Annotated in this window: 21 protein-coding genes, 1 tRNA gene, 1 other RNA gene and 1 pseudogene; 17 read left to right on the top strand and 7 right to left on the bottom strand. The window is 69.3% G+C overall.

The genetic code is table 11. The annotated features are described in order from the left end of the window. Positions 1-93: 93 nt before the first annotated feature. The 9 genes from ACLQ2U_RS07245 (at position 94) to ACLQ2U_RS07205 (ending at position 7094) form a co-directional block, all read left to right on the top strand. A complete protein-coding gene (locus ACLQ2U_RS07245) occupies positions 94-609 on the top strand; it encodes a helix-turn-helix transcriptional regulator (RefSeq protein WP_425749769.1) in 516 nt (171 codons plus the stop codon). 70 nt (positions 610-679) lie between these two features. After that, the gene (prfB, locus tag ACLQ2U_RS07240) at positions 680-1801 is read left to right on the top strand and encodes a peptide chain release factor 2 (RefSeq protein WP_425749768.1); all 1122 of its coding nucleotides are present in this window, start codon (positions 680-682) and stop codon (positions 1799-1801) included. A gap of 118 nt (positions 1802-1919) precedes the next feature. Continuing rightward, a complete protein-coding gene (gene ftsE / locus ACLQ2U_RS07235) occupies positions 1920-2600 on the top strand; it encodes a cell division ATP-binding protein FtsE (protein ID WP_425749767.1) in 681 nt (226 codons plus the stop codon). Positions 2601-2670: 70 nt separating this feature from the next. Next, positions 2671-3546, top strand: a complete 876-nt coding sequence (ftsX, locus tag ACLQ2U_RS07230) for a permease-like cell division protein FtsX (protein WP_425749766.1) — start codon at positions 2671-2673, stop codon at positions 3544-3546. 138 nt (positions 3547-3684) lie between these two features. Next, on the top strand, positions 3685-4164 hold the full coding sequence (smpB, locus tag ACLQ2U_RS07225; RefSeq protein WP_425749765.1) for an SsrA-binding protein SmpB: 480 nt from the start codon (positions 3685-3687) through the stop codon (positions 4162-4164). Positions 4165-4269: 105 nt separating this feature from the next. Then, positions 4270-4645, top strand: a transfer-messenger RNA (tmRNA) gene (gene ssrA / locus ACLQ2U_RS07220). Positions 4646-4726: 81 nt separating this feature from the next. Next, on the top strand, positions 4727-5404 hold the full coding sequence (locus tag ACLQ2U_RS07215) for a hypothetical protein (protein WP_425749764.1): 678 nt from the start codon (positions 4727-4729) through the stop codon (positions 5402-5404). Positions 5405-5620: 216 nt separating this feature from the next. Beyond that, positions 5621-6085 carry a hypothetical protein gene (locus ACLQ2U_RS07210; protein ID WP_425749763.1) on the top strand — a complete coding sequence of 155 codons (465 nt, stop codon included), beginning with the start codon at positions 5621-5623 and terminating at the stop codon, positions 6083-6085. A 40-nt stretch (positions 6086-6125) separates the two neighbouring features. Next, complete coding sequence (locus ACLQ2U_RS07205) at positions 6126-7094, top strand: hypothetical protein (RefSeq protein ID WP_425749762.1); 969 nt, start codon at positions 6126-6128, stop codon at positions 7092-7094. On the opposite strand, the gene mdlC is transcribed toward ACLQ2U_RS07205, so the two are convergent. Beyond that, a complete protein-coding gene (gene mdlC / locus ACLQ2U_RS07200) occupies positions 7095-8690 on the bottom strand; it encodes a benzoylformate decarboxylase (protein WP_425750125.1) in 1596 nt (531 codons plus the stop codon). 133 nt (positions 8691-8823) lie between these two features. Beyond that, positions 8824-9627 carry an S-methyl-5'-thioadenosine phosphorylase gene (locus tag ACLQ2U_RS07195; RefSeq protein WP_425749761.1) on the bottom strand — a complete coding sequence of 268 codons (804 nt, stop codon included), beginning with the start codon at positions 9625-9627 and terminating at the stop codon, positions 8824-8826. 150 nt (positions 9628-9777) lie between these two features. On the opposite strand from ACLQ2U_RS07195, the gene ACLQ2U_RS07190 reads away from it, so the two are divergent. The 8 genes from ACLQ2U_RS07190 (at position 9778) to ACLQ2U_RS07155 (ending at position 17122) form a co-directional block, all read left to right on the top strand. Beyond that, the gene (locus tag ACLQ2U_RS07190; protein ID WP_425749760.1) at positions 9778-10368 is read left to right on the top strand and encodes a YqgE/AlgH family protein; all 591 of its coding nucleotides are present in this window, start codon (positions 9778-9780) and stop codon (positions 10366-10368) included. Positions 10369-10457: 89 nt separating this feature from the next. Next, positions 10458-10530 (top strand) — tRNA-Ala (locus tag ACLQ2U_RS07185). A 339-nt stretch (positions 10531-10869) separates the two neighbouring features. Continuing rightward, complete coding sequence (locus ACLQ2U_RS07180; protein ID WP_425749759.1) at positions 10870-11397, top strand: hypothetical protein; 528 nt, start codon at positions 10870-10872, stop codon at positions 11395-11397. 31 nt (positions 11398-11428) lie between these two features. Beyond that, a complete protein-coding gene (locus ACLQ2U_RS07175; RefSeq protein ID WP_425749758.1) occupies positions 11429-12052 on the top strand; it encodes an SMI1/KNR4 family protein in 624 nt (207 codons plus the stop codon). Positions 12053-12432: 380 nt separating this feature from the next. Beyond that, a complete protein-coding gene (locus ACLQ2U_RS07170) occupies positions 12433-13020 on the top strand; it encodes a YcxB family protein (RefSeq protein ID WP_425749757.1) in 588 nt (195 codons plus the stop codon). 1382 nt (positions 13021-14402) lie between these two features. Further along, a complete protein-coding gene (locus tag ACLQ2U_RS07165; RefSeq protein WP_425749756.1) occupies positions 14403-14894 on the top strand; it encodes a hypothetical protein in 492 nt (163 codons plus the stop codon). A gap of 213 nt (positions 14895-15107) precedes the next feature. Continuing rightward, a complete protein-coding gene (locus ACLQ2U_RS07160) occupies positions 15108-15494 on the top strand; it encodes a hypothetical protein (protein ID WP_425749755.1) in 387 nt (128 codons plus the stop codon). A gap of 446 nt (positions 15495-15940) precedes the next feature. Next, entirely contained in the window at positions 15941-17122 is a 1182-nt protein-coding gene (locus ACLQ2U_RS07155) for a low temperature requirement protein A (RefSeq protein ID WP_425749754.1), read from the top strand. Positions 17123-17338: 216 nt separating this feature from the next. Here ACLQ2U_RS07155 and ACLQ2U_RS07150 read toward each other — a convergent pair whose 3' ends face one another. The 5 genes and pseudogenes from ACLQ2U_RS07150 to ACLQ2U_RS07130 all read right to left on the bottom strand — a co-directional run. Next, positions 17339-17794 (bottom strand): hypothetical protein, encoded by a 456-nt coding sequence (locus ACLQ2U_RS07150; RefSeq protein WP_425750124.1) that lies wholly within the window; start codon positions 17792-17794, stop codon positions 17339-17341. After that, positions 17713-18267, bottom strand: a pseudogene (locus tag ACLQ2U_RS07145) (redoxin domain-containing protein); the annotation flags it as partial. The gene ACLQ2U_RS07150 and the pseudogene ACLQ2U_RS07145, both read right to left, overlap by 82 nt. 24 nt (positions 18268-18291) lie before the next feature. Next, a complete protein-coding gene (locus ACLQ2U_RS07140) occupies positions 18292-19518 on the bottom strand; it encodes an epoxide hydrolase family protein (RefSeq protein WP_425749753.1) in 1227 nt (408 codons plus the stop codon). A gap of 56 nt (positions 19519-19574) precedes the next feature. Beyond that, a complete protein-coding gene (locus ACLQ2U_RS07135; protein WP_425749752.1) occupies positions 19575-20003 on the bottom strand; it encodes a peptide-methionine (S)-S-oxide reductase in 429 nt (142 codons plus the stop codon). A 121-nt stretch (positions 20004-20124) separates the two neighbouring features. Continuing rightward, a partial coding sequence (locus ACLQ2U_RS07130; RefSeq protein WP_425749751.1) for an alpha/beta fold hydrolase occupies positions 20125-20931 on the bottom strand: 807 nt, incomplete at its 5' end.

Here is a 20931-nt window from a genome sequence, read left to right as displayed (position 1 = left end):
TGTCGTCGGCCGACAGTGCACATAGGAAATCCTGCCCGGTGGCAAATACGGAAATCCTGGACGCCGTGGCGGCAAAGTGGCAGCTTAGAGGGCATGGCGGATTCCGGAGTCAACCCCACCGCGGCGGCCCTGCTCGGCCTGCTGCACGAGGGTCCCATGACGGGCGGTCAGTTGATGGCCGCCGCCGAGCGCCGGCTGGCGCCGTACTGGTCGATGACACGCAGTCAGGTCTACCGCGAGTTGCCGGTGCTGGCCGAGCGGGGTTTCGTGCGGCTGGGCAAGCCCGGGCCGCGGATGAGCCAGCCGTACGCGATCACCGCGGCTGGGAAACGGACATTCTCCCGCTGGCTGGCGGAGAACCCGGGCCGGGACACCATCCGCAACCCGATCGCCCTGCGGATCGCCTTCGGCGACCTGCACTCGGCCAGTCAGCTCAAGAACCTGTACGCCTCGGCCAGCGAATACCACAACGAGGCCCTGGCGTACGTGCGTGAGCAGGTCAAGAACGCCAAGAAGGAGGGCGACACCTACGACGCCAGCGCGCTGGAGTTCGCCGTCGCCTACCACAAGGCCGCCCTGTCCTGGCTGAAGACCGCCCCGGTCGGCTGAGCCGCCTTTTTCCCTCCGGACCGCGGGGCTCGCACGCTTGCTCACCGCCCTCGCAGTACGCTTTTGTGTCGTGACTGCTGCCGATTACGCCGAACAGCTCAAGGAACTCGACGCCACCCTGCGCAACATCGAGTCCGTGCTCAACCTCGACCGCCTGCACGAGGAGAAGGCGCGGCTCGAGGAGCAGGCGTCCGCGCCGGACCTCTGGGACGACCAGGCGCGCGCGCAGCAGGTGACCTCCCAGCTGTCGTACGTCAACGGAGAGATCAGCAGGCTGGGCAGCCTGCGCTCCCGGCTCGACGACGCGTACGTGCTGCTGGAGCTGGCCGAGGACGAGGGCGACTCCGGGGTGCTGACCGAGGTCGAGAACGAGATCACCGGGCTGACCAAGGCCATCCAGGAGATGGAGGTCCGCACCCTGCTCTCCGGCGAGTACGACTCCCGGGAGGCGCTGGTCGCCATCCGGGCCGGCGCCGGCGGGGTGGACGCCGCGGACTTCGCCGAGATGCTGCTGCGGATGTACCTGCGCTGGGCCGAGCGGCACGGCTACCCGACCGAGGTCTACGAGACCTCGTACGCCGAGGAGGCCGGCCTCAAGTCCGCCACCTTCACGGTCAAGGTCCCGTACGCCTACGGCACGCTCAGCGTCGAGTCGGGCACCCACCGGCTGGTCCGGATCAGCCCCTTCGACAACCAGGGGCGCCGGCAGACCAGCTTCGCCGGCGTCGAGGTGCTGCCGGTGGTGGAGCAGACCGACCACATCGACATCCCCGAGAACGAGATGCGGATCGACGTCTACCGCTCCTCGGGGCCGGGTGGGCAGAGCGTCAACACCACCGACTCCGCCGTCCGGATCACCCATATCCCGACCGGCATCGTGGTCACCTGCCAGAACGAGAAGTCCCAGCTGCAGAACAAGGCCTCCGCGCTGCGGGTGCTGCAGGCCCGGCTGCTGGAGCGCAAGCGCCAGGAGGAGCAGGCCAAGATGCAGGGGCTCAAGACCGAGGCCGCCGGCTCCTGGGGCGACCAGATGCGCTCGTACGTGCTGCACCCGTATCAGATGGTGAAGGATCTCCGAACCGAGCAGGAGACCGGCAATCCGTCGTCCGTATTCGACGGGGAGCTGGACAGCTTCATCGAGGCCGGCATCCGGTGGCGCAAGCAGCAGCAGCTCGCCAACGACGCTGCGTGATCGGCCGTGGGCGGAGCGCGTCATGGATCTCCGGTTGACCGGCTGAATCGATGACACGTTTCGCATCGCCGGGGCGGGGGGCTTGGCTCTGCGGTTACACCGCGTAGACTCACCACCCGTGATTCAGCTTGAGCAAGTGACGAAGACGTACCCGAAGGCGTCCCGGCCTTCGCTCGACAACGTGTCCGTCTCGATCGAGAAGGGCGAGTTCGTCTTCTTCATCGGTCCATCCGGCTCCGGCAAGTCCACGATGATCAAGATGCTGATGCACGAGGTCAGCCCCAACAAGGGCCGGGTCGTCGTGAACGGCAAGGACGTCACCTCGATGCGCTCCTGGAAGCGACCCCACTTCCGGCGTTCGATCGGCTGCGTCTTCCAGGACTTCCGGCTGCTGCCCAACCGCACCGCGTACGAGAACGTGGCGTTCGCCCTCGAGGTGATCGGCAAGACCAAGGCGGTCGCCCGCCGGGTCGTGCCCGAGGTGCTGGAGCTGGTCGGGCTCGGTGGCAAGGAGCACCGCTACCCGCACGAGCTCTCCGGTGGTGAGCAGCAGCGGGTCGCCGTCGCCCGGGCGTTCGTGAACCGTCCGCTGATCCTGCTGGCGGACGAGCCGACCGGAAACCTGGACCCGGACACGTCGATCGAGATCATGCGCCTGCTGGACCGGATCAACCGCACCGGCACGACCGTCGTGATGGTCACCCACGACTCCAACATCGTGAACCAGATGCGTCGTCGCGTCGTGGAGATCGAGAGTGGCCGCATCGTGCGCGACCAGGCCCGCGGCGTCTACGGGTGAGCCGTTGCTCCACCCCCGCCGTACACCCTGACGACGAACACCTCACGCCGGAGAGCCGGAGGAACACCCGATGCGGATGAAATACGTCCTGTCCGAGGTACTGGTCGGACTGTGGCGCAACGTCACCATGACCATCGCGATGATCATCACGATGGCGGTGTCGCTCACCATGCTCGGCGCCAGTGGCCTGCTGTACCAGCAGGTCGGCGACATGAAGGACCTCTACTACGAGAACGTCCAGGTCTCGATCTTCCTGAAGACGGATGTCAGCGACGAGCAGCGTGCAAGCCTCGACGCCAAGCTGAAGAGCGACCCCCAGGTGAAGGAGGTCATCTACGTCAACAAGGACGAGGCGTACAAGCGCTTCCAGGAGATGTTCCAGGACGCTCCCGACCTGATCAGCGCGGTCAAGGCGGACAGCCTGCCGCCGTCGTTCCGGCTCAAGCTGGTCAACCCGGAGCAGTACAAGACCATCTACGACCAGTACAAGGACGCCGAGGGGGTCGACGAGATCGTCGACCAGAGCAAGCTGCTGGACCAGATCTTCAAGATCCTCACCGCGATCCAGAACATCGCGCTGGCCGCCGCGGTCGTGATGGCCGTCGCCGCGCTGCTCCTGGTCGCCAACACCATCCAGGTGGCGGCGTACAGCAAGCGGCGTGAAGTCGCGGTCATGAAGCTGGTCGGCGCGTCCAACTGGTTCATCCAGGCGCCGTTCGTGCTGGAGGCCGTGGTCGCCGGTCTGATCGGTTCACTGCTCGGCCTGCTCGCGCTGATCGGCGCGAAACAGTTCCTCTTCAGCGGTTCGCTGAAGGCCCTGGAGGGGCTGCTCTCGCCGATCCAGTGGGCGGACATCTTCCTGGTGTTCCCGCTGATGGCCGGCGTCGGTTGCGTGATCAGCGCGATCACCGCCTGGGTCACGCTCCGCTTCTACCTGCGGGTCTAGTCACCGCCGGCTCTCCGCGAGGGCCCTTCCGCGCCAGGAATAAACGGCGCGGGAGGGCCCTTGTCATTCAGGTAGCATGATCTCCGCCCCGCGGCCGGTCACACCGGGTGCGGGTGATCCGGAAAGGGGGTGGCGCCGATGCCACGGGAAAAGGGTCGCAAGGTGGTCGCCTCCAACAAGAAGGCGCGCCACGACTACGCCATCCTCGACACGTACGAGGCGGGCATGGCGCTGACCGGCACCGAGGTCAAGTCGCTGCGCGCCGGGCGGGCCTCGCTGGTCGACGCCTTCGCCCAGGAGCGCAACGGCGAGCTCTACCTGCACGCGATGCACATCCCGGAGTACACCCAGGGCACCTGGACCAACCACGAGCCCCGGCGTACCCGCAAGCTGCTGCTCAATCGCCTGGAGATCGACCGGCTGATCGGCAAGACCCGCGAGGGGGGCCTGACCATGGTCCCGTTGCAGGTCTACTTCTCCGACGGCTGGGCCAAGGTGGAGATCGCCCTGGCCAAGGGTAAGAAGTCGTACGACAAGCGTCAGGACCTGGCCAAGCGGGACGCCGACCGGGAGATCGCCCGGGTGGCGGGCCGTCGCGGCAAGGGCATGGACGACTGATTTGTCGTGTTCGTCCCGGTCGGCATGCCCGCCGGGGACCTCGGGATGAAACCCGTTGCGGCAGGCGTTAGGCTTGTCAGTGCCGCCACATCGGCGGCCTGTCGAGGGGGTGACTGGTTTCGACTTCGTACGTTGCGGCAGGGGAAGCGAGCCGAGGAAGCCGACGTCGTCTCGAGAATCGTTCGTCGGAAACTATAAGCGCCAAGAACAATCGCGCTGACTTCGCTCTCGCCGCCTGAGGCGAGTAGTTGAGTCTGTCGGCCTGGGAGCGCCTTCGACCCAGTTTGCCGGCATCAGCTAGAAGGCTGGCCAACCGGACCCGGTCGCGGGGTCCGTGCGGCGAGATTAATCAGCGACTGGGCCCGTCACACCAACTCGCTCGCGTGAGCGGTGGGGCCGAGTAGAGGCATAGCGAGCTGCGCTCGGAGAAGCCCTGTCAAACCGGCGAAGGACCCGGGTTCGATTCCCGGCACCTCCACCACCTCATGTGCGCCCCGGTCCACCGGACCGGGGCGCACAGTCGTCTCCGGGGTCGTTGGCCCCACCGCCTAGGCTGCCCGCTGTGACGTGCGAGAAGATCTGGCTCTCCATCAGCGTTCCGCCCGCGCAGCGCGCCGTCGCGGCCGTGGTCGGCCTGTTCTTCGCCGCCTTCGGCGCGGCGTTCGTGCTGCTGCCGATGGTCGCCGACGGGTTGGTCCGCCGTCTGCTGACCGGCGACGACCCGCTCGCCTCGTACGACCAGGCCCGGGACCTCCCACCCGGGCTGCTTCCACCGGAACTGCGCGACTCCCCGCCGGCCGACGACGGGCTGGGCGCCGGTCGGTTCCTCGGACTGTGCGGACTGCCGTTCGTCCTGCTCGGGCTCTATCTGGTGCTCCGGACGCTGCGGACCGCCGCCTGGCTGGAGGGCACCCGGGCCACGGTCCGGGGCGCCCTCGGCACCCGCACGGTCGACCTGGCCCGGGCCGAGATCACCGCCGGCGCGCAGACCCACCGGGACCCCGACGACGGACCCGGGCACGTGCACCGGGTGCCGACCATCGTGGCCCGCGACCCGGACACCGGCCGCACCGTCACCGTGCCGTTGCGCGGGGCGGGGCTGGCCACCCTGCCGCCGCACGAGCTGCGGGCGCTCGCCGACGCGATGACCGTCGGCCGACCCGACGGCGGCCGCGAAGGCGACGTGCACGTGCTCGCCGGCCAGCTCCGCGCGATGGCGGCCAACCCGCTCGGCCTCTGACCCTCGCCCCTGCCGTCACTCGGCCACGCAGGGCAACCGCAGATGCTCCACCTCCGGTGGAGTGCGGTATGACGGAGAGGCATAAAAGTGGCGGCCGGGGCTGGTGGGGCCGGTGGTGCGGGAGCGGACCAAAGAGGCGGCCGGCCCCTCTGGACAGCGCCGACCTGCGGGTTCACCATCGCTGTACGCGGTAGCGCAGCAACGCGGGAGGTGCCCATGGTCACCGGTCCGATCCAGCAGCCGTCCGTCGTCCCCGCGGCGGTCCGACCGCCCGCCGACCGCCGGCCCGCTCCGCTCGGCGACGTCCACGCCCTGGCCCGGGCGCTCGCCGTACCGCCCGGGGAGCCGCGCTGGCGGGAACGGGTCATCGGCCACCTCGCCCCGGTCCGCCGGGGCTTCGTCGAGCACGTCCGCCACACCGAGGGCCCGGCCGGCCTGTACGCCGAGGTGGTCGCCCAGGCACCCCGGCTGCACCGCGGCGTACGGCTGCTCACCCGGGAGCACGGCGCCATCGTGGCCGCGCTCGCCGAACTCCAGCGCGCCGTCGAACGCCCGGGGGTGTGCGCCGAGGAGCTGTCCCGCCGCACCGACGAGCTGCTGCGGGCGCTGGCCCGGCACCGGCAGCGCGGCGCGGACCTGCTCTGGCAGGCGTACCAGACGGATCTCGGCGGGGAGACCTGAGCGCCGGGAACCGGCCGGGAGCGGGCGGCGTCCAAGTGGTATGCGTCGACTTCTCGCCCTGCTGGGCCTGCCCCTGGTGATGACGGCGACCGCCTGCGCGCCGGCCGGCTCCGACCCGTCCACCGGCGGCAGCCCGTCCGTCGGCGGCTCGTCGGTGCGCACCCCGGACCACCGGTGGGAGGCCTTCGCCCAGCGGGCCGCCGAGGTCGCGGGGGCGTGGCGGCCCGACCCGGCCTGGTCGAAGGGGTACGTGCCGCTGCAGGACCCGACGGTGCTCACCGGTGACCCGGGCTTCAACGCGGACACCGAGACGGCGTTCCAGGCCGGCTGGTACCGGGACCAGATCGAGATGCCGGGCACCCGGCCGGCCGACGGCACGATCCGGTTCCCCGACGGCACGATGACAGTGCCGCTGCTCAGCGCGGCGGAGGCGTACCGGCAGCTCGACCAGGGTGACCCGCCGCCCTGTGAGGGCCGGCCCAAGGTGCCCCGGCCGACGGTCGAGCCGGGCCCCGACGGGCCGGTCAGCAGCCCGGTCGCCACGGCCTGCATCCCGCTCACCGTCACGGCGGTCAAGCTCGGCACCGCGCCGGTGCGGACCAGCCGGGGTGTGGCCGACGTGCCGGCCTGGCTCTTCACGGTGGAGGAGCTGACCGCGCCGGTGGCCCGGCTCGCCGTGGCGCCAAGCGCCGTCACCGCGCCGAAGGATCCGCAGGCACCGAGCCGACCCGCGCCCGAGAACGTCGTCGGCGCGGCGGACCTGACCGCCGTCGACGACGCCCGCCTGACCGTGCGGCTCGGCGTCGGCGCCTGCGACACCGGCATCACCCCGCTGGTCCAGGAGCACCCGAACGTGGTGGTGGTCGGTGGCGGGGTCGTCCGGTCCACCGGCGCCTGCATCGCCATGCTGAAGCTCGAGCCGGTCACCGTCACGCTGAAGGCCCCGCTCGGGGCCCGGCCGGTGCTGGACGTGGTGACCGGTGCGCCGCTGCTGCTCGGCAGGCGGTGACTACAGGATCCGCGGCACGTCGGTGCTGATCGGGGCCGGCAGCACGGTCGGCCCGTCGGCGCGCAGCGCCTCCGCGACGGCGTCCCCGAGTTCGTCGAGCGACCCGATCACCCGGGTGGCGCAACCGTAGCCGCGGGCGATCGCGGTGACGTCCAGGCCGGGCAGGTCCAGCCCGGGCACCCCGGGCGTGGACTTGAAGTCGGCGAACGACTTGAGGATGGCGTACTGCTGGTTGACCGGGACCAGCACGACCACCGGCAGGCGCAGCCGCGCCGCGGTCCAGAGCGCCTGGACCGAGTAGTGGAACGAGCCGTCACCGATCACCGCGATCACCGGCCGGCCGCGCCCGGAGTCCCGCTCGGCGAGCGCGATGCCGACCGCCGCCGGCAGGCCGTAGCCGAGCCCGCCGCTGGCCATGGTGAAGTACGACGCCGGCCGGGTGACCTGCACCCGGCGGCGCAGCGCGGCCAGGTTGGACGGCGACTCCTGGACCAGCACCCCGTCGGTCGGCCAGCACGCGGCCAGCGCGGCGAAGAGCGCGTCCGAGCTCGGTGGGTCGCCGGCCTCCGGCGGCTCCGGCGCCGGTCGCGGGGCCGGTCCCGGCCGATCGGCCGCGGGCAGCAGGTCCAGCAGCGCGGCCAGGGTCAGCCCGGCGTCGCCGAGCAGGCTGTCGCCGACCGGGGCCCGGGCCGCCTCGTCGGCGTCGTCGGTGACGTGCAGCAGCCGGGTTCCTTCCGGCAGGTGGTCGCCGGGCACGTGCGGGTAGTAGCGGAACACCGGCGCGCCGACGACCAGCACGGTGTCGTGGCCGCGCAGCTTCTCCGCCAGCGGGGCCATCGCGAACGGCAGCACTCCCCGGTAGTGCGGGTGGTGCTCCGGGAAGGCGGCCCGTTCCGGCGCCGGGGCGGACCAGACCGGTGCGGCCAGCCGCTCCGCCACCGCCACCGCCACCGGCCAGGCCGCCGCCCGGTCCACGGCCGCGCCGAACACCAGCACCGGGGCGCGGCTGCCGGCCAGCACCGCGGCGAACTCCCGCAGCCGCCGGGGGTCGGGGGCGAAACGGGTGGCCACGGTGCGCACCTGGGGCGGCGGGTTGGCCGGCTGATGCCAGTCGTCCAGGGGCAGCGACAGGAAGACCGGCCCGGTCGGCGGCTGGACCGCGGTCGCGTACGCCCGCATGATCGCGGCCGGGACGTCCTGCGCCCGGACCGGCTCGTGGCTCCACTTCACGTACGGCTGGGGCAGTTCGGTCGGGCGGCGGCTGGTCAGCCGGGGCTCCATCAGCAGCATCTCCCGGCTCTGCTGGCCGGCGGTGACGATCAGCGGCGTCCGGTTGTGCCAGGCGGTGACCAGGTTGCCCATCCCGTTGCCAGTGCCCGGGGCGGTGTGCAGGTTGACGTGCGCCGGGCGGCCGGTGGCCTGGGCGTACCCGTCGGCCATCGCCACCGCCGACGCCTCGTGCAGCGCGAGGACGTAGCGGAAGTCCTCCGGGAAGTCCTGGAGGAACGGTTCCTCGGTCGACCCGGGGTTGCCGAAGACCGTGGTCAGGCCGAGGGCGCGGAGCAGGTCGTAGGTGGTGTCCCGGACGGTCGCCATCACCCCTGCCTCCCTGTCCCGGCGCGTGCTGCTGGGCGCCGGGAGGGCGCAATGACCAGACCCGACCTGCCGAATCTATCGGGCGTCGGGGGACGGGTCGGGCGATTTGCCGCTCACCGGCCGACCGGGGCCGTCAGGGCAGCGGGAACGGGGTCTTGATGCCGTCCAGGGCGTGCCCGCACGGGCAGTCCCGGTCGGCGGGCAGCGCGCCCACCGCGTCCAGCAGCACCCCGCGCAGCCGGTCGGTGTTCTCGGCGAAGACCCGGAACACCTCCTCCTGGGTCACCGACTCGCCGACCCCGACGCCGGCGTCCAGGTCGGTGACGAGCGCGATCGAGGTGTAGCAGAGGGCCAGTTCGCGGGCGAGCACGGCCTCCGGGTGGCCGGTCATGTTGACCACGGTGCCGCCCATCGAGGCGTACCAGCGGGACTCGGCGCGGGTGGAGAACCGCGGGCCCTCGACCACCACCACCGTGCCGCCGTCCACCGCCGCCACGTCCCGTCCGGCCGCGGCGGCCAGCAGCGTACGCCGGCCCACCGGGCAGTACGGGTCACCGAAGGGCACGTGCACCGCGCCCCGGTCGTAGTAGGTCTGGGCCCGGCCGCTGGTCCGGTCGATCAGCTGGTCCGGCACGACGAAGGTGCCCGGGCCGAGCTCCGGGCGCAGCCCGCCGACCGCGCACGGGGCGAGCACCTGGCGTACCCCGAGGGAGCGCAGCGCCCACAGGTTGGCCCGGTACGGGATCAGGTGCGGCGGGTACCGGTGGTCGCGGCCGTGCCGGGGCAGGAAGGCCACCGACCGGCCGCCGACCTCGGCGATGGTGACCGCGTCGGAGGGCGCGCCGTACGGCGTCTCGACCTGGTGCGAGGTGGCACCCTCGAGCAGCGCGTAGAGCCCCGACCCGCCGATCACCGCGATGTCCGCCGTCGGACCCATCGTGCCTCCCTCGATCCTGCTCGGTCACCCGCCGGTCAGACCTTAGCCAGCACCCCGGGTGCAGGCTATGGTGCCAGGCATGGCGGTGACAGCGCGGATGGCCGGCGGCGACCGGTTCCATGGCCGGGTGCGCGGCTGACGGTGTCCGACATGCAGGAGGAGGGGCGGGCGATCGGGGGTCGAGCCATGGAGTCGATGACCGGGCGGCTGCTGGTCGCGGCTCCGGCCCTCAAGGATCCGAACTTCGACCGTACGGTCGTGCTGCTGGTGGCGCACGAGGCCGGCGGGGCGCTCGGGGTGGTGCTCAACCGGGCCACCGAGGTGCCGGTCGCCGACGTGCTCGGCGACTGGAGCGACCTGGCCCGCCATCCGGCGGTGCTCTTCGAGGGCGGTCCGGTGCAGCCGGACTCGGCGATCTGCCTTGCGCGGATGCGGCACCCGATGCGGCGGTTGAGGGGCTTCCAGCAGGTCTCCGGCGCGGTGGGCACCGTCGACCTGTCGGCCGACCCGGAGAAGATGCGCGACAGCATCGGCGGCATCCGGGTCTTCGCCGGCTACTCCGGATGGGGCTCCGGGCAGCTGGAGCAGGAAATCGAGGACGGGTCCTGGTTCGTGCTCGACGCGCTGCCCGGGGACGCCTTCGTCGACCGGCCGGACGACCTCTGGCCGATGGTGCTGCGCCGCCAGGGCGGGATGATGGCGGCGGTCGCGCATTTCCCCCCGGACGTGGCGCTCAACTGAGGCCCGGTGGGTGCCCCCGCGAGATGACCATGCCGAGCGGCGTGTGTATAGTTCTCTGCGTGCCCGGGGGCGACCGGGGACGACAGCAAGGGGCCGTGGCGCAGCTGGTAGCGCACCACACTGGCAGTGTGGGGGTCAGGGGTTCGAGTCCCCTCGGCTCCACCTTGAGGCAGGCGACACAAACGCCCTGGTCAACACCGAGACGGTGCAGGCCAGGGCGTTCGTCGTTCTCATCCTCCACCCGGTCGACGTGCCAGATCCATGCCAGATCATGTGCTGGCCTGTCCTCTCGCCTCCTCTATGAGCGCATCCAGGGCAGCGGCGATGGCGTGATCCCGGTCACGCGTCGCGTGCTGGTAGATCATGGCCGCCCGAGTGCTGGAGTGGGCCGATGCGCGCCATGAGCTCCTTGAGCGTGGCCCCGCTCTGCCCAGAACTTGCAAGCGAGGGGTCCGGTGCAACCCGCTGGACGGGGATCAGCGGAGCCCCGACACTCGGCGTGTGATCGACATGCGGGACGTCGGGGTGTGCGTGCTGGCTGGTGAGCTGGCTAGCGAGGAGTTGCCGATGATTGCAGCGCAAGCGCTTGCCAACGGGCTGGACAGTCCGTCGTTGCGGGAACTCGCTGGACTCTCGCGAGGTGAGTACCGCGAGGCGCGTGAGCTGTTGGACCAGGTGATCGACGAGCTGGGCTTGCCTGAGCTGCCAGACGAGGACCGGGCCGTCTGGGAGGTGGCCCGTTCCTACGCGCGCCGTACCGTGTTCGGGGCTATCGCACCGGTGGATGGCGCGCATGCCATCGCTTCGCATGCCGGTTCTTTGATGTTCCCGGAGCCCCTTGCCACGTTCGCTTTCCTGACCGACCTGTGGCAGGACAACGTGGGTGAGCGCGCTCAACTTGAGCAGGACATCGTGCGCGAGGCGGAGGCCTTGCTGCGTGAGGCAGCAAGAAGGCAGCGCGAACCTCGATCAGAGTCGGTGCCACACACCAAGGCCTCGCGGCGGGTGCGACAAGACAGGGACCGGTAGGCCGCCCGGTCCGGCGATCGAGAGGTGAATCATGGTGAGTACGGACCGGGCGATGGTCTCCGAGGCAGCGATACGCCGCATCGACGCATGGCTCCACCAGCATGCGCCCCGAGCCCGCGCGGTTCTGCGACCACCGGCGTCCGAGCCCGACCTGGCAGCGGCCCAGGAGGCGGTCGGCCGGCCACTGCCGCCGGACCTGCGGGCCTGGTGGTTGTACGCCGACGGAGCACATTTTGGCCTCAACGCCGACGGCGGCTCGCTCATCCCACCCGGCTTCGTTCCCTACTCCATCGCCGAAGCCCTGAAAAGCCGCCGCGTGTGGATGGACGTCGCCCGGCAGGTCGCCCGGCAGATCGCGCCGGTCGGCCAATGGGACGCCTTCATCAGTTCGGAGAACAACCACCCGGCCGGAAAGCGATGCGAAACCTGGCTACCCGCCTGGCTACCCGTCGCCACCAACCAGGGCGGCGGGAATCTCTTCGTGGACTTGCGCGGCGGCCCCATGTACGGCTGCGTCATGGCGTTCTACCGGGACACGGGAGCATTGGCCGAGCCCGAATGGGCGGACATGGCGGCCATGCTCTACGACATCGCCGACCGACTGGCGGAGAACGAGGCGCAGCTCGATAACGCGGGCCGGATCTTCTGGCGGTGATGCCACATGGACCGTCGCTGGGTGCACCAGTCCATCTTCCGTACGTCGGCGCAGATCCACACCAAACATCGCGCAGGAAAGCCGAGCCGACCCGCTGCTCCGCGTACCATCGCGGTCGACAGCAACGGTGACTGCAACGGGGCGGAACTTCGGCGGACGACGCGGGCCGGCAGTGGATCAGCCGCCGAGGTCACAGACGCGCACGGACAGGCCCGGACGAGGCGCGCAGTTCTTACAAACGAGGGGTCGGAGATGGGGTGGAGCTGCCGCCGCGCATCGACGATGAGGACCAGGTCCAGGCCGTCACCAGCCCGTCAAGGCAGACCGAGGCGACCAATGATGACCACAGGGATGCACGGCGGTGAGTAGGCTTCTCGGTCATGCCCTCGGAGAACGTCACGGCCCACCCCGTGCAGCTGCACTACACTCTCACGTCGGACGACCTGCTAGACGGCTTCGCCGCCCAGAACCGCAGCATCCCGCGTCCCTGGTATCTGCGGTGGCTGAGCACCCTACTGGCGGTCGGCGTGCTCGCTGTCGTCTTCGTTTCCTCTGCGGTGTCGGGGAATGTGGCGGCGGGCACCGCTGTGGTAGGTGCCGTCGTCGTGTTCGTCGTGGTGGTGCCCGTCGCCGTCGGGTTCAGCCTGCTGCTGCGTCGGCTCTTCGGCGGCTCCCGCTGGATCTACCGGCTTCATGTTCGGCAGATCATGCGCGGCAATCCTGCGCTGTCCCAGCCCATGCAGGCCACGGTTACCGACACCGGGGTGCATCTCAGCAGCGCCGCCGGACAATCGACGACAAGTTGGGCTCAGCACCCGCTGCACCTCGAGACGGATCGATCGTTCGTCCTGCTTGCATCGGAGCGGCGCGGCGGGGCAGTGCTCGTACTGCCGAAGCGGGGGCTTGATGCGGCGGGCCTGGCACCGCTGCGGTCGTTGCTCTCCGCCCACTCCCGCCGGCTTTCCTGACCCGGACAGCGCCGTATCTGGGCGGACCCGTTGAGCAGGACCGGCGAGGCTGACCGCTCCTGTGCCGACTCCTGGCGGTGTGGGCTCATGCCGGTCTCGTAAGCCTTGGCGACCAGGCAGGCCCAAACGTCCTGACCGTTGCTTCAGGGGCAGACTGTACGTCAGGAAGACAGGTCGCAGCGGGGTGTGGGTGGCAACGTAGATGAAGGGGTCCGGCCAGCCCTGCCAGACCTGCCACGCTCCGAGCCTGCTCGCCGGCCAAGCGCCCCAGCCGTACAGCACATGCCCTGCGCCCCGAGGTCCGTAGCAGACTCAACACCGCCTACATGACCTGCGCCTACCTCGGGGGCAGTGTGGGTTCCTGGCTCCCAGCGCCCAACCGCCGCTAACCTCTATCGCTCATGATCGGACCAGCACCGACTGGTAGTCGCAGTCCGGCTCCTTGGGCGTAACGGAGCAGCGCAACGCGCGCAGGTTCCCGCCCTTACTCCCGTCGAACGAGAATCACTGACTTGCCATGTCATCCGGCAGAGAGGCTCCCTGGCGTGACGCTGCCATGCAGCAGCTGGCCCACCTTGTCGCTGCCCATCGGGTCCCGGCAGTCCCGCGGGCTGTAGAGCTTCTCGCCGCAGCGTTCGCTGTCTATTCTTCCGGGATGCAGGACACCCTGAATCTGCGCGCCAGCGGCGGTGATCCCAGGCCTTGGGCTGGGCGTGCCAACCGCACTCGCTTCGTGGCGATTGCCTGTGGCGTGCTTCTCGCGGTCGGGGTTGTGATGGGGGCCCGACACTGGCTCGCCAGCCCGCAGGCTGCCGCGGAGCAGGGTGGCCAGTCAGCGGTCGCCTTCGGGTGCGGCGGCATTGAGGTGCCAAAGGGAGCCACTGAGGTGCCAGCGCGAGAGCGTGCCTACTGTGAGCGGGCAGCGGTTGACTACGGGCGCCGCCTACCGTTGAGCGATGAGCAGCGCCGGGAGGCGGAGGCCATGACCGATGCGGTGACGAAGGCAGCATCGGGCGGTGGCTGGTGCATGGGGCCTATGGAGCCTGCTTGTTTGAAACGCCCGTCGTCGCATCCACCTCGTCCTGAGGATGTCGACACGGCCCGCCTCTGGCTTGCGAAGACGAAGGCCTCCGATAGCACCGCACGGCTGGCTCGGCCGGATGATCCGGCACCCGTCGGCACCTTGCTCTACGCGGCCCGAGTGGGAGATGCCTGCATCGTCGGCCATGTCGACTCGATTCCCGGGGGTGGGGGCGCGCGTCAGGTTGTAGGGCTGCTGCCGGGCGGGCGGTGCCTATCCGACTAGCGCGGGCATCGCATGCTTGACAGTTGACCTTGGTCTGCGGCGAGACTTCGGGGGACACGAAGACTGGGAGGGTGGCTTGATCTCGACGGAGTTGGAGCTCTTCGCGGACTACTACCAGATCCACCTGTTCGATGACCGGTCCGTGACCGATCTTGGGGACGCCTGGACCGAAGAGGCCGTGCTCGACCACCTTGCGGTGGCCACGGACGCCATGGCGGTCGGCACCACCGTCAACGTCAACGTGGCCGTGACCTTGGAGGTGTTGGATGCAGCTCCAGCAGACGACAGCGCGGAGTTCGACCACGTCGCGGAGGGAAGCCTGCAAGTTCCGTCCGGCCGACTCGTCGTCATGGGCTGCACCGACTACGAGCCGGAGGCCGCACGGTTCCGGGTAGCGGCGGGACCGATTCGTGTGCGGGTCGCGAGAAGCAACCTGGCCGAAGCAGTCCGTCTCGGCATCGACTCTGACGAGGATTCGGCGACCATGGAGCGGCTTCGACTGCAGGTGTGGCCTGCCCCGCATGCTGACCCAGTTGTCATCAAGCGCTGGAAGTCGCTGGAGGCTTAGCTCACCCACCGGGGGAACGCTGGACAGAACGGGGATGAGGGACGAACCCAAGCTCCTCATCAGGTCACCACGCCGGCCCGTGCAAGCGCCGAGAGAAGCGCCCCACCGACCGGGTCGACGGGTCCACATGAGGGCACGGAGCCAGTCCAAAGTAGGCCGCCTGGCGTCTAGCCGGTTGATCGCTCCGGCTCACGATGAGCAAAGATGCGGCCTATGAGCCATGAGCATCACGTCTTCCGCAACCCACCGCCGGCAACACCGGGCGAGGTGCGTGCGGCGCTCGATCGCGGCGAGCTTTTCAGCGCCCTGGACGCCATGGTCGGCGCCGTTCTGTATGGCGGTGGGGACTGGAAGGAGCTACAGGAACTCTATCTTGGTCTACTCGATCACGAGGATCGCCAGGTGAGGCGACTTGCCGCGACTTGCCTGGGGCATCTGGCGAGGGTCTATGGCCGACTGGACGAAGACCGGGTGGTTCCCGAACTACGCCGCGTTGGGTCGACCAGTGCGTTGAATGACATTGAGATCTGCCTCCATCCGCGCCGTGCACGTTGGCGCGGGCGCGTGTGGAAAGCCGTCCGTCCTTGGACGTGGATCTAAGTCCGGTGCCCGGGTTACGCCTACCGTGCTTGCCGGCATCGTCTTCTGCCGGAATGCGCGCCCCTGTTGTGGACCGTGAGGGCCTACGCGACGCCGCTTGAGGATCATGTCGGGCATCTGGTGGGACGCGACTGTCAATCGTGTCCCGTGACGGGACAAAAATTGTCACCAGAATTGTCCGGTCTCAGGACCTGCGTGACATATCGGTATCAGGACCTGGGTGACACTCCGCCCTCTGTAGCACCGGCCCGACGCTTGCCCAAGGTCGACGAGCTAATCCGAACCCGCGGCGACGGATGGAAGGAACTCACCGGCCTCGACCGTCGCCCGTCCGTGTAACGCGGGTCGCTCGATCCAGTCCACGGCAGCACGTCCGCGGTTAACGCCGCTGCCGCATGTCAGAATGCCCCCAAACCTGGAGCAGAGCTGACAGAACGGGCGAGCCGATGACGACGAGCAGGGCGGCCGAGCTGGTGCGGAAAGCAGGGGACCCGGAGCGGGCTACGTTCCTGGAACTCTTCTTCGACCTGGTGTTTGTCCTCGCGCTCGCTCAGCTCTCGCGCGGCCTGGCGGAGGATCTCGGGTGGAGCGGTGCCTTCCGGACGCTGGTGCTGTTGGGGGCCATGTGGTGGGTCTGGTCCAGCACCGCGTGGCTAACCGACCGGACGGACCCGCATCGACCGGTAATCCAGGCGCTGGTCATCGCGACCATGGTCGGCAGCCTGGTGATGGCGGCCGCGGTGCCCGAGGCATTCGGCGACACGGGCCTGATCTTCGCGGGCGCCTACGTCGCCGTCCAGCTCGGCCGCGGGCTCGTCCTCGTGGCCGTTCTGCGTGGCCACGAGCTGCAGCGCCACGTCGTGCGCGGGCTGTTCTGGTACGGCCTGTCGGCGCTGCCGTGGATCGCGGGAGCGCTCGTGCACGGTACGGCGCGTGGCGCGTTGTGGGCACTCGCGGTGCTCCTTGACCACACGGCAGGCAGAATCGGCTTCCCCACCCCGGGGGCGGGCCGCTCGCCCAATCAAGACCTTGTGATCTCGGGCGAGCACCTGTCCGAGCGCTACCGGCAGTTCTTCATCATCGCGCTCGGCGAGCTGATCCTGGTTACCGGACTGGCGCTGAGCAGCAGCGGCTTCGCGCCGGACGGAGCCGCCGCGTTCGCAGTGTCGATCGCGGCCACCGTGCTGCTGTGGCGGATCTATATATACCGCGCTGGGCAGGTCCTGGCGGAAGCGATTGCCGTGTCTGCCGACCCGGTCCGCCTCGCCCGATCGGCGTCATACGCCCACCTGGTGATGGTGGCCGGCGTGGTCGTCGCCGCCGTCGGCGACGAACTTGTCATCGCCCATCCACTCGGACACACCCCACCGGCCTGGGTCGCCGTCATCCTCGGCGGACCCGCGCTGTACTTGGCCGGGCGCGCCCGCTTCGAGCACGCGGTATTCGGCCGCGTGTCCCGGTCCCGACCGATCGGCGTCCTTGCGCTGGCCGCCCTGACACCGGCGATGCTCCCCCTGCCGCCACTCGTGGTCGCGGCCGCTGCTGCCCTCGTCCTGACCGCGATCGCCATATCCGACGCAGCCCGCGCCCGCAGACGCCCGCCCGAGCCGCCGTCACCACCCGGCTAGCCGGAAGCGTCACCCATGTCTTGAGACTGTTCTGTCACGCAGGTCCTGAGACCCGACAAATTGTCACCAGAATCCCCGTTCAAATTTCTATACGTCTTCAAGGCGGCCCTGAACGGGCCGCACGCGCCGCCGCCAGGGCGCGGCCTGCTAGCCCCTCCACCTTCGAGACGCTGCCGGGGATGCGGCATGGTTGATCAGGGATGTCGCCAGCTCTGGCTACCCGAACGTAAATACGTACGCTTCGGCGCCGGGCTCGAGGAACGTAATCTCCAGGGTCCGTTCGCGGACCGCGTCGTGCTCGCGCACGAGCTGGTACAGGCGGCCGTCCCGGAGCAAGCCGTCGCCACTTTCGTCGACGTCCACGCCGTGTGACGGGCCCGGAGCTTCGCCGTCGAGGAGCACGCGGAAAGGGATCGGCTCTCGCGCTCCGGGAGACAGCACGAGATGCGCGTCGCGCGTGTGGAACCGGTAGGCGATGCTCCCGCCGGCCTGGTCGAGCACGACATTCTCAGACCCGATCGTCCACTCGCCGGCAAGGCCCAGTGGTTGAAGCGCAGGCTCTCGGGGAGCTCGTAGGCGCGGCGTTCGTCGAACGCGGCGCCGTCCGGTGACGCGAAGTGCTCGCTGCGCTCGTAGCCGAGATACGTCTCGGGCGTACGCAGGTGGTCCCAGTCGGCCTCGGCCTCCACGCCGAGCCCTTCGACGGGGACGAGCTCGCGCTCGACGCCGAGCAGCCGCCGGATGACGCTCTCCGATTGCTCGTAGCGTCCCTCGCCGAAGTGGTGGTCGCGGATGATGCCGTCCGCGTCGACGAAGTAGAGCGCCGGCCAGTAGTGGTTGTCGAACGCGCTCCAGATCTTGTAGTCGTTGTCGACCGCAACCGGGTAGTCGATCCCTCGCGCCGTGATCGCCTGTCGCACCCGGTCGATCTCGTGCTCGAACGAGAACTCCGGCGTGTGCACTCCGATGACGACCAGCCCGTCGTTTCGGTAGGCCTGCGACCACGCCCGGACGTACGGCTCCTGGCGCAGCCAGTTGATGCATGTCAGCGTCCAGAAGTTCACGAGGACGACGTGGCCGCGCAGCTCGGCGGGACCGAGTGGCTCGGAGTTGAGCCACTCGGTCGCCCCGCCGAGCGAGGGCATGCGCAGACGTTCGACCACGGTTATCTAGCGAAGCGACCGGAAGCCGGCGCGAACCTCTTCTGAAAAGAGTTGCGGCTGTTCCCAGGCCGCGAAGTGCCCGCCCTTGTCGAGCTTGTTGTAGTGGATGAGATTGGGATACGCCTGCTCCGCCCAACTCCTCGGGGTCTCATACATCTCATCAGGAAAGACGCTCACGGCAGCCGGGACGGAGACGCCCTTGGCGGCGAAGAAGGAGAACTTGTTCTCCCAATAGATGCGAGCCGCGGAAACTCCCGTGTTCGTCAGCCAGAAGAGCGTGATGTTGTCGAGGACGTCGTCTCGCGTGAGGCCGACGGGTTGTCCGGCGAAGGCCTGGCAGATCAGCTCCAGGCTGGCCGCGTCGTGGTCGATCATGTAGCTCGCCAGGGCGATGGGCGAATCCGCGAATCCGGTCAGCGTCTCCGCGCGCGTGCCCATCATGAGGGCGTAGGCGGAATGCTTCCAGAAGAAGTTCAGCTGCTCGCACGCCCGCTTCTCCTCGTCGGAGAGGTTGGACGGCAGCGAGGCCAGCGCGTTGCCCGCTCCGGTGATGTCGGACTGGAGCAACGTGTCGATGTCGGGCGGAACGATGCCAGGCATGTTGGTGTGAATGCCGATCAGTTCCGGAGGCGCCTGCAGACCCATGACATCCGTGATGAGCGCGCCCCAGTCGCCGCCCTGCGCGACGAATCGCGTGTAGCCGAGGCGCTTCATCAGCTCGATCCAGGCGCGTGCGATGCGCTCGGGGCCCCAGCCGGGCGTGCTCGGCTTGCCCGAGAAGCCGTAGCCGGGCATCGACGGAATCACCAGATGGAAGGCGTCCGACGCGTCCGCGCCATGCGCCGTCGGGTCGGTGAGCGGACCGACGATCTTCAGCTGCTCGATGACCGAGCCCGGCCACCCGTGCGTGACGATGAGCGGCAGCGCGTCGTCATGCTTCGATCGGACGTGGATGAAGTGGATGTCGAGCCCGTCGATCTCGGTGACGAAATTCGGTAGGGCGTTCAGCCGCGCCTCGACCTTGCGCCAGTCGTACTCCTTCTCCCAGTAGCGCGCGAGCGCCTGGCTCGTCTCGAGCGGCACGCCCTGTGACTGATCGTCGACGGTCTGCTTCTCGGGCCAGCGCGTGGCCGCGATGCGCGCACGCAGCGCCTGGAGTTCCGCCTCGGGGATCTCTATCGTGAACGGCCGGATCCCTGCAACGTCCGCTCGCGCTTCGGTCTTGACAGCCATGTGGGCCTCCTTTCGGTTTCGAGCTCATTGGAGGTCGAGCGGGGCTTTCTGCCCTCCTACCGTGACGAACGGCATGCCCGGCTCCTGTCTCGCGAGGGGCATCTTGGATGAGGGCGCTGCCCGGGCTTGTGCCAGTTCGACAGAGGCACGCCGCCCCGTCTGGCCGAGCCTAGAACGCCTTTCCCCGGGTCACGGGCCATACGAGCAATCCCGCACGGCCTTCCAGAGCGGGCCGGGCCGGGCCCGCGCGAGTCATGGACCCGAACACCACCTGGCGCGGCGTCTACACCTGGCGTGCCCGTGGGTGACTGAGATAGGCGCCCTCCCGGGCTGGAGCACCAACTGGCGTTCTCCCTGCGACGGGGAAGCTTCCAGTTCGGTCGGACGTAGTGGCACGTGTAACCCGCGGGATACCGCTCCAGGTAGTCCTGGTGTTCAGGCTCGGCCTCCCAGAAGGGTCCAGCAGGGCTGACCTCGGTGACCACCTTCAGAAGTTCACGAGGACGACGTGGCCGCGCAGCTCGGCGGGGCCGAATGGCTCGGAGTTGAGCCACTCGGTGGCGCCGGCGAACGAGGGCATGTGCACACGTTCGAACAGGGTCATCGCTAGCGCAGCGATCGGAACGTCGCGCGGACGTCTTCCGAGAGCAGCTGCGGCTGCTCCCAGGCCGCGAAGTGCCCGCCCTTGTCGTGCCGGTTGTAGTGGACGAGGTTGGGGTACGCCCGCTCCGCCCAGCTGCGCGGAACCCGGTAGATCTCGTCCGGGAAGATGCTCACGCCGACCGGGATCGTCACGCCTTTGGTAGCGAAGAAGGGGAGCTTGCTCTCCCAGTACAGCCGCGCCGAGGACACCCCGCTGTTGGTCAGCCAGAAGAGCGTGATGTTGTCCAGGATGTCGTCGCGCGTGAGGTCGCTCGGCTTCTGCAGACGTCCCTCGAGGACCTGCTGAACGATGCCGGGCTGACCGCTTCCGTCGCCGTGGTCGAGCATGAACGCGGCGAGATCGATGGGTGAGTCCGCCAGGCCGTAGAGCGTCTGCGGACGCGTCCCCATGATCAGCCCGTACGCCACGTGCGTCCCAAAGAACCTGAGCAGCTGCTCGTACGTGCTCCGCTCCTCGTCGGAGAGACCGTCCGGCGCCGGGCTGCCGGCAAAGGCCGCGAGGAAGAGGTCCGGCGGAACCGCGCCGGGCATGTTGGTGTGAATGCCGATCAGCTCCGGTGGCGCCGGCTCGGCGGCCGCCGGGTCGGCGCGGCCGCCGGCCATCGCGTCGACGACGATCGCGCCCCAGTCGCCGCCCTGCGCGACGAACCGTGTGTACCCGAGCCGGCTCATCAGCTCGACGTAGGCCTTCCCGATGTGCACGGGATCCCAGCCGGTCGTGTTCGGCTGGCCGGAGAACCCGTATCCGGG

It is taken from the genome of Micromonospora sp. DT47, from assembly GCF_049844475.1.
Lineage (GTDB): Bacteria > Actinomycetota > Actinomycetes > Mycobacteriales > Micromonosporaceae > Micromonospora.
The sequence above is the reverse complement of the archived record's forward strand: the minus strand, read 5'-3'. Positions and strand labels throughout refer to the sequence as shown.

Coding starts and splice junctions, on each gene's coding strand:
- ACLQ2U_RS07190 (WP_425749760.1), top strand. CDS start 9,778: ATGCAGGAGGAGGGGCGGGCGATCGGGGGTCGAGCCATGGAGTCGATG.
- ACLQ2U_RS07175 (WP_425749758.1), top strand. CDS start 11,429: ATGGTGAGTACGGACCGGGCGATGGTCTCCGAGGCAGCGATACGCCGC.
- ftsX (WP_425749766.1), top strand. CDS start 2,671: ATGCGGATGAAATACGTCCTGTCCGAGGTACTGGTCGGACTGTGGCGC.
- ACLQ2U_RS07170 (WP_425749757.1), top strand. CDS start 12,433: ATGCCCTCGGAGAACGTCACGGCCCACCCCGTGCAGCTGCACTACACT.
- smpB (WP_425749765.1), top strand. CDS start 3,685: ATGCCACGGGAAAAGGGTCGCAAGGTGGTCGCCTCCAACAAGAAGGCG.
- ACLQ2U_RS07155 (WP_425749754.1), top strand. CDS start 15,941: ATGACGACGAGCAGGGCGGCCGAGCTGGTGCGGAAAGCAGGGGACCCG.
- ACLQ2U_RS07210 (WP_425749763.1), top strand. CDS start 5,621: ATGGTCACCGGTCCGATCCAGCAGCCGTCCGTCGTCCCCGCGGCGGTC.
- ACLQ2U_RS07140 (WP_425749753.1), bottom strand. CDS start 19,518: ATGGCTGTCAAGACCGAAGCGCGAGCGGACGTTGCAGGGATCCGGCCG.
- ACLQ2U_RS07205 (WP_425749762.1), top strand. CDS start 6,126: ATGCGTCGACTTCTCGCCCTGCTGGGCCTGCCCCTGGTGATGACGGCG.
- ACLQ2U_RS07195 (WP_425749761.1), bottom strand. CDS start 9,627: ATGGGTCCGACGGCGGACATCGCGGTGATCGGCGGGTCGGGGCTCTAC.
- ACLQ2U_RS07160 (WP_425749755.1), top strand. CDS start 15,108: ATGAGCCATGAGCATCACGTCTTCCGCAACCCACCGCCGGCAACACCG.
- mdlC (WP_425750125.1), bottom strand. CDS start 8,690: ATGGCGACCGTCCGGGACACCACCTACGACCTGCTCCGCGCCCTCGGC.
- ACLQ2U_RS07245 (WP_425749769.1), top strand. CDS start 94: ATGGCGGATTCCGGAGTCAACCCCACCGCGGCGGCCCTGCTCGGCCTG.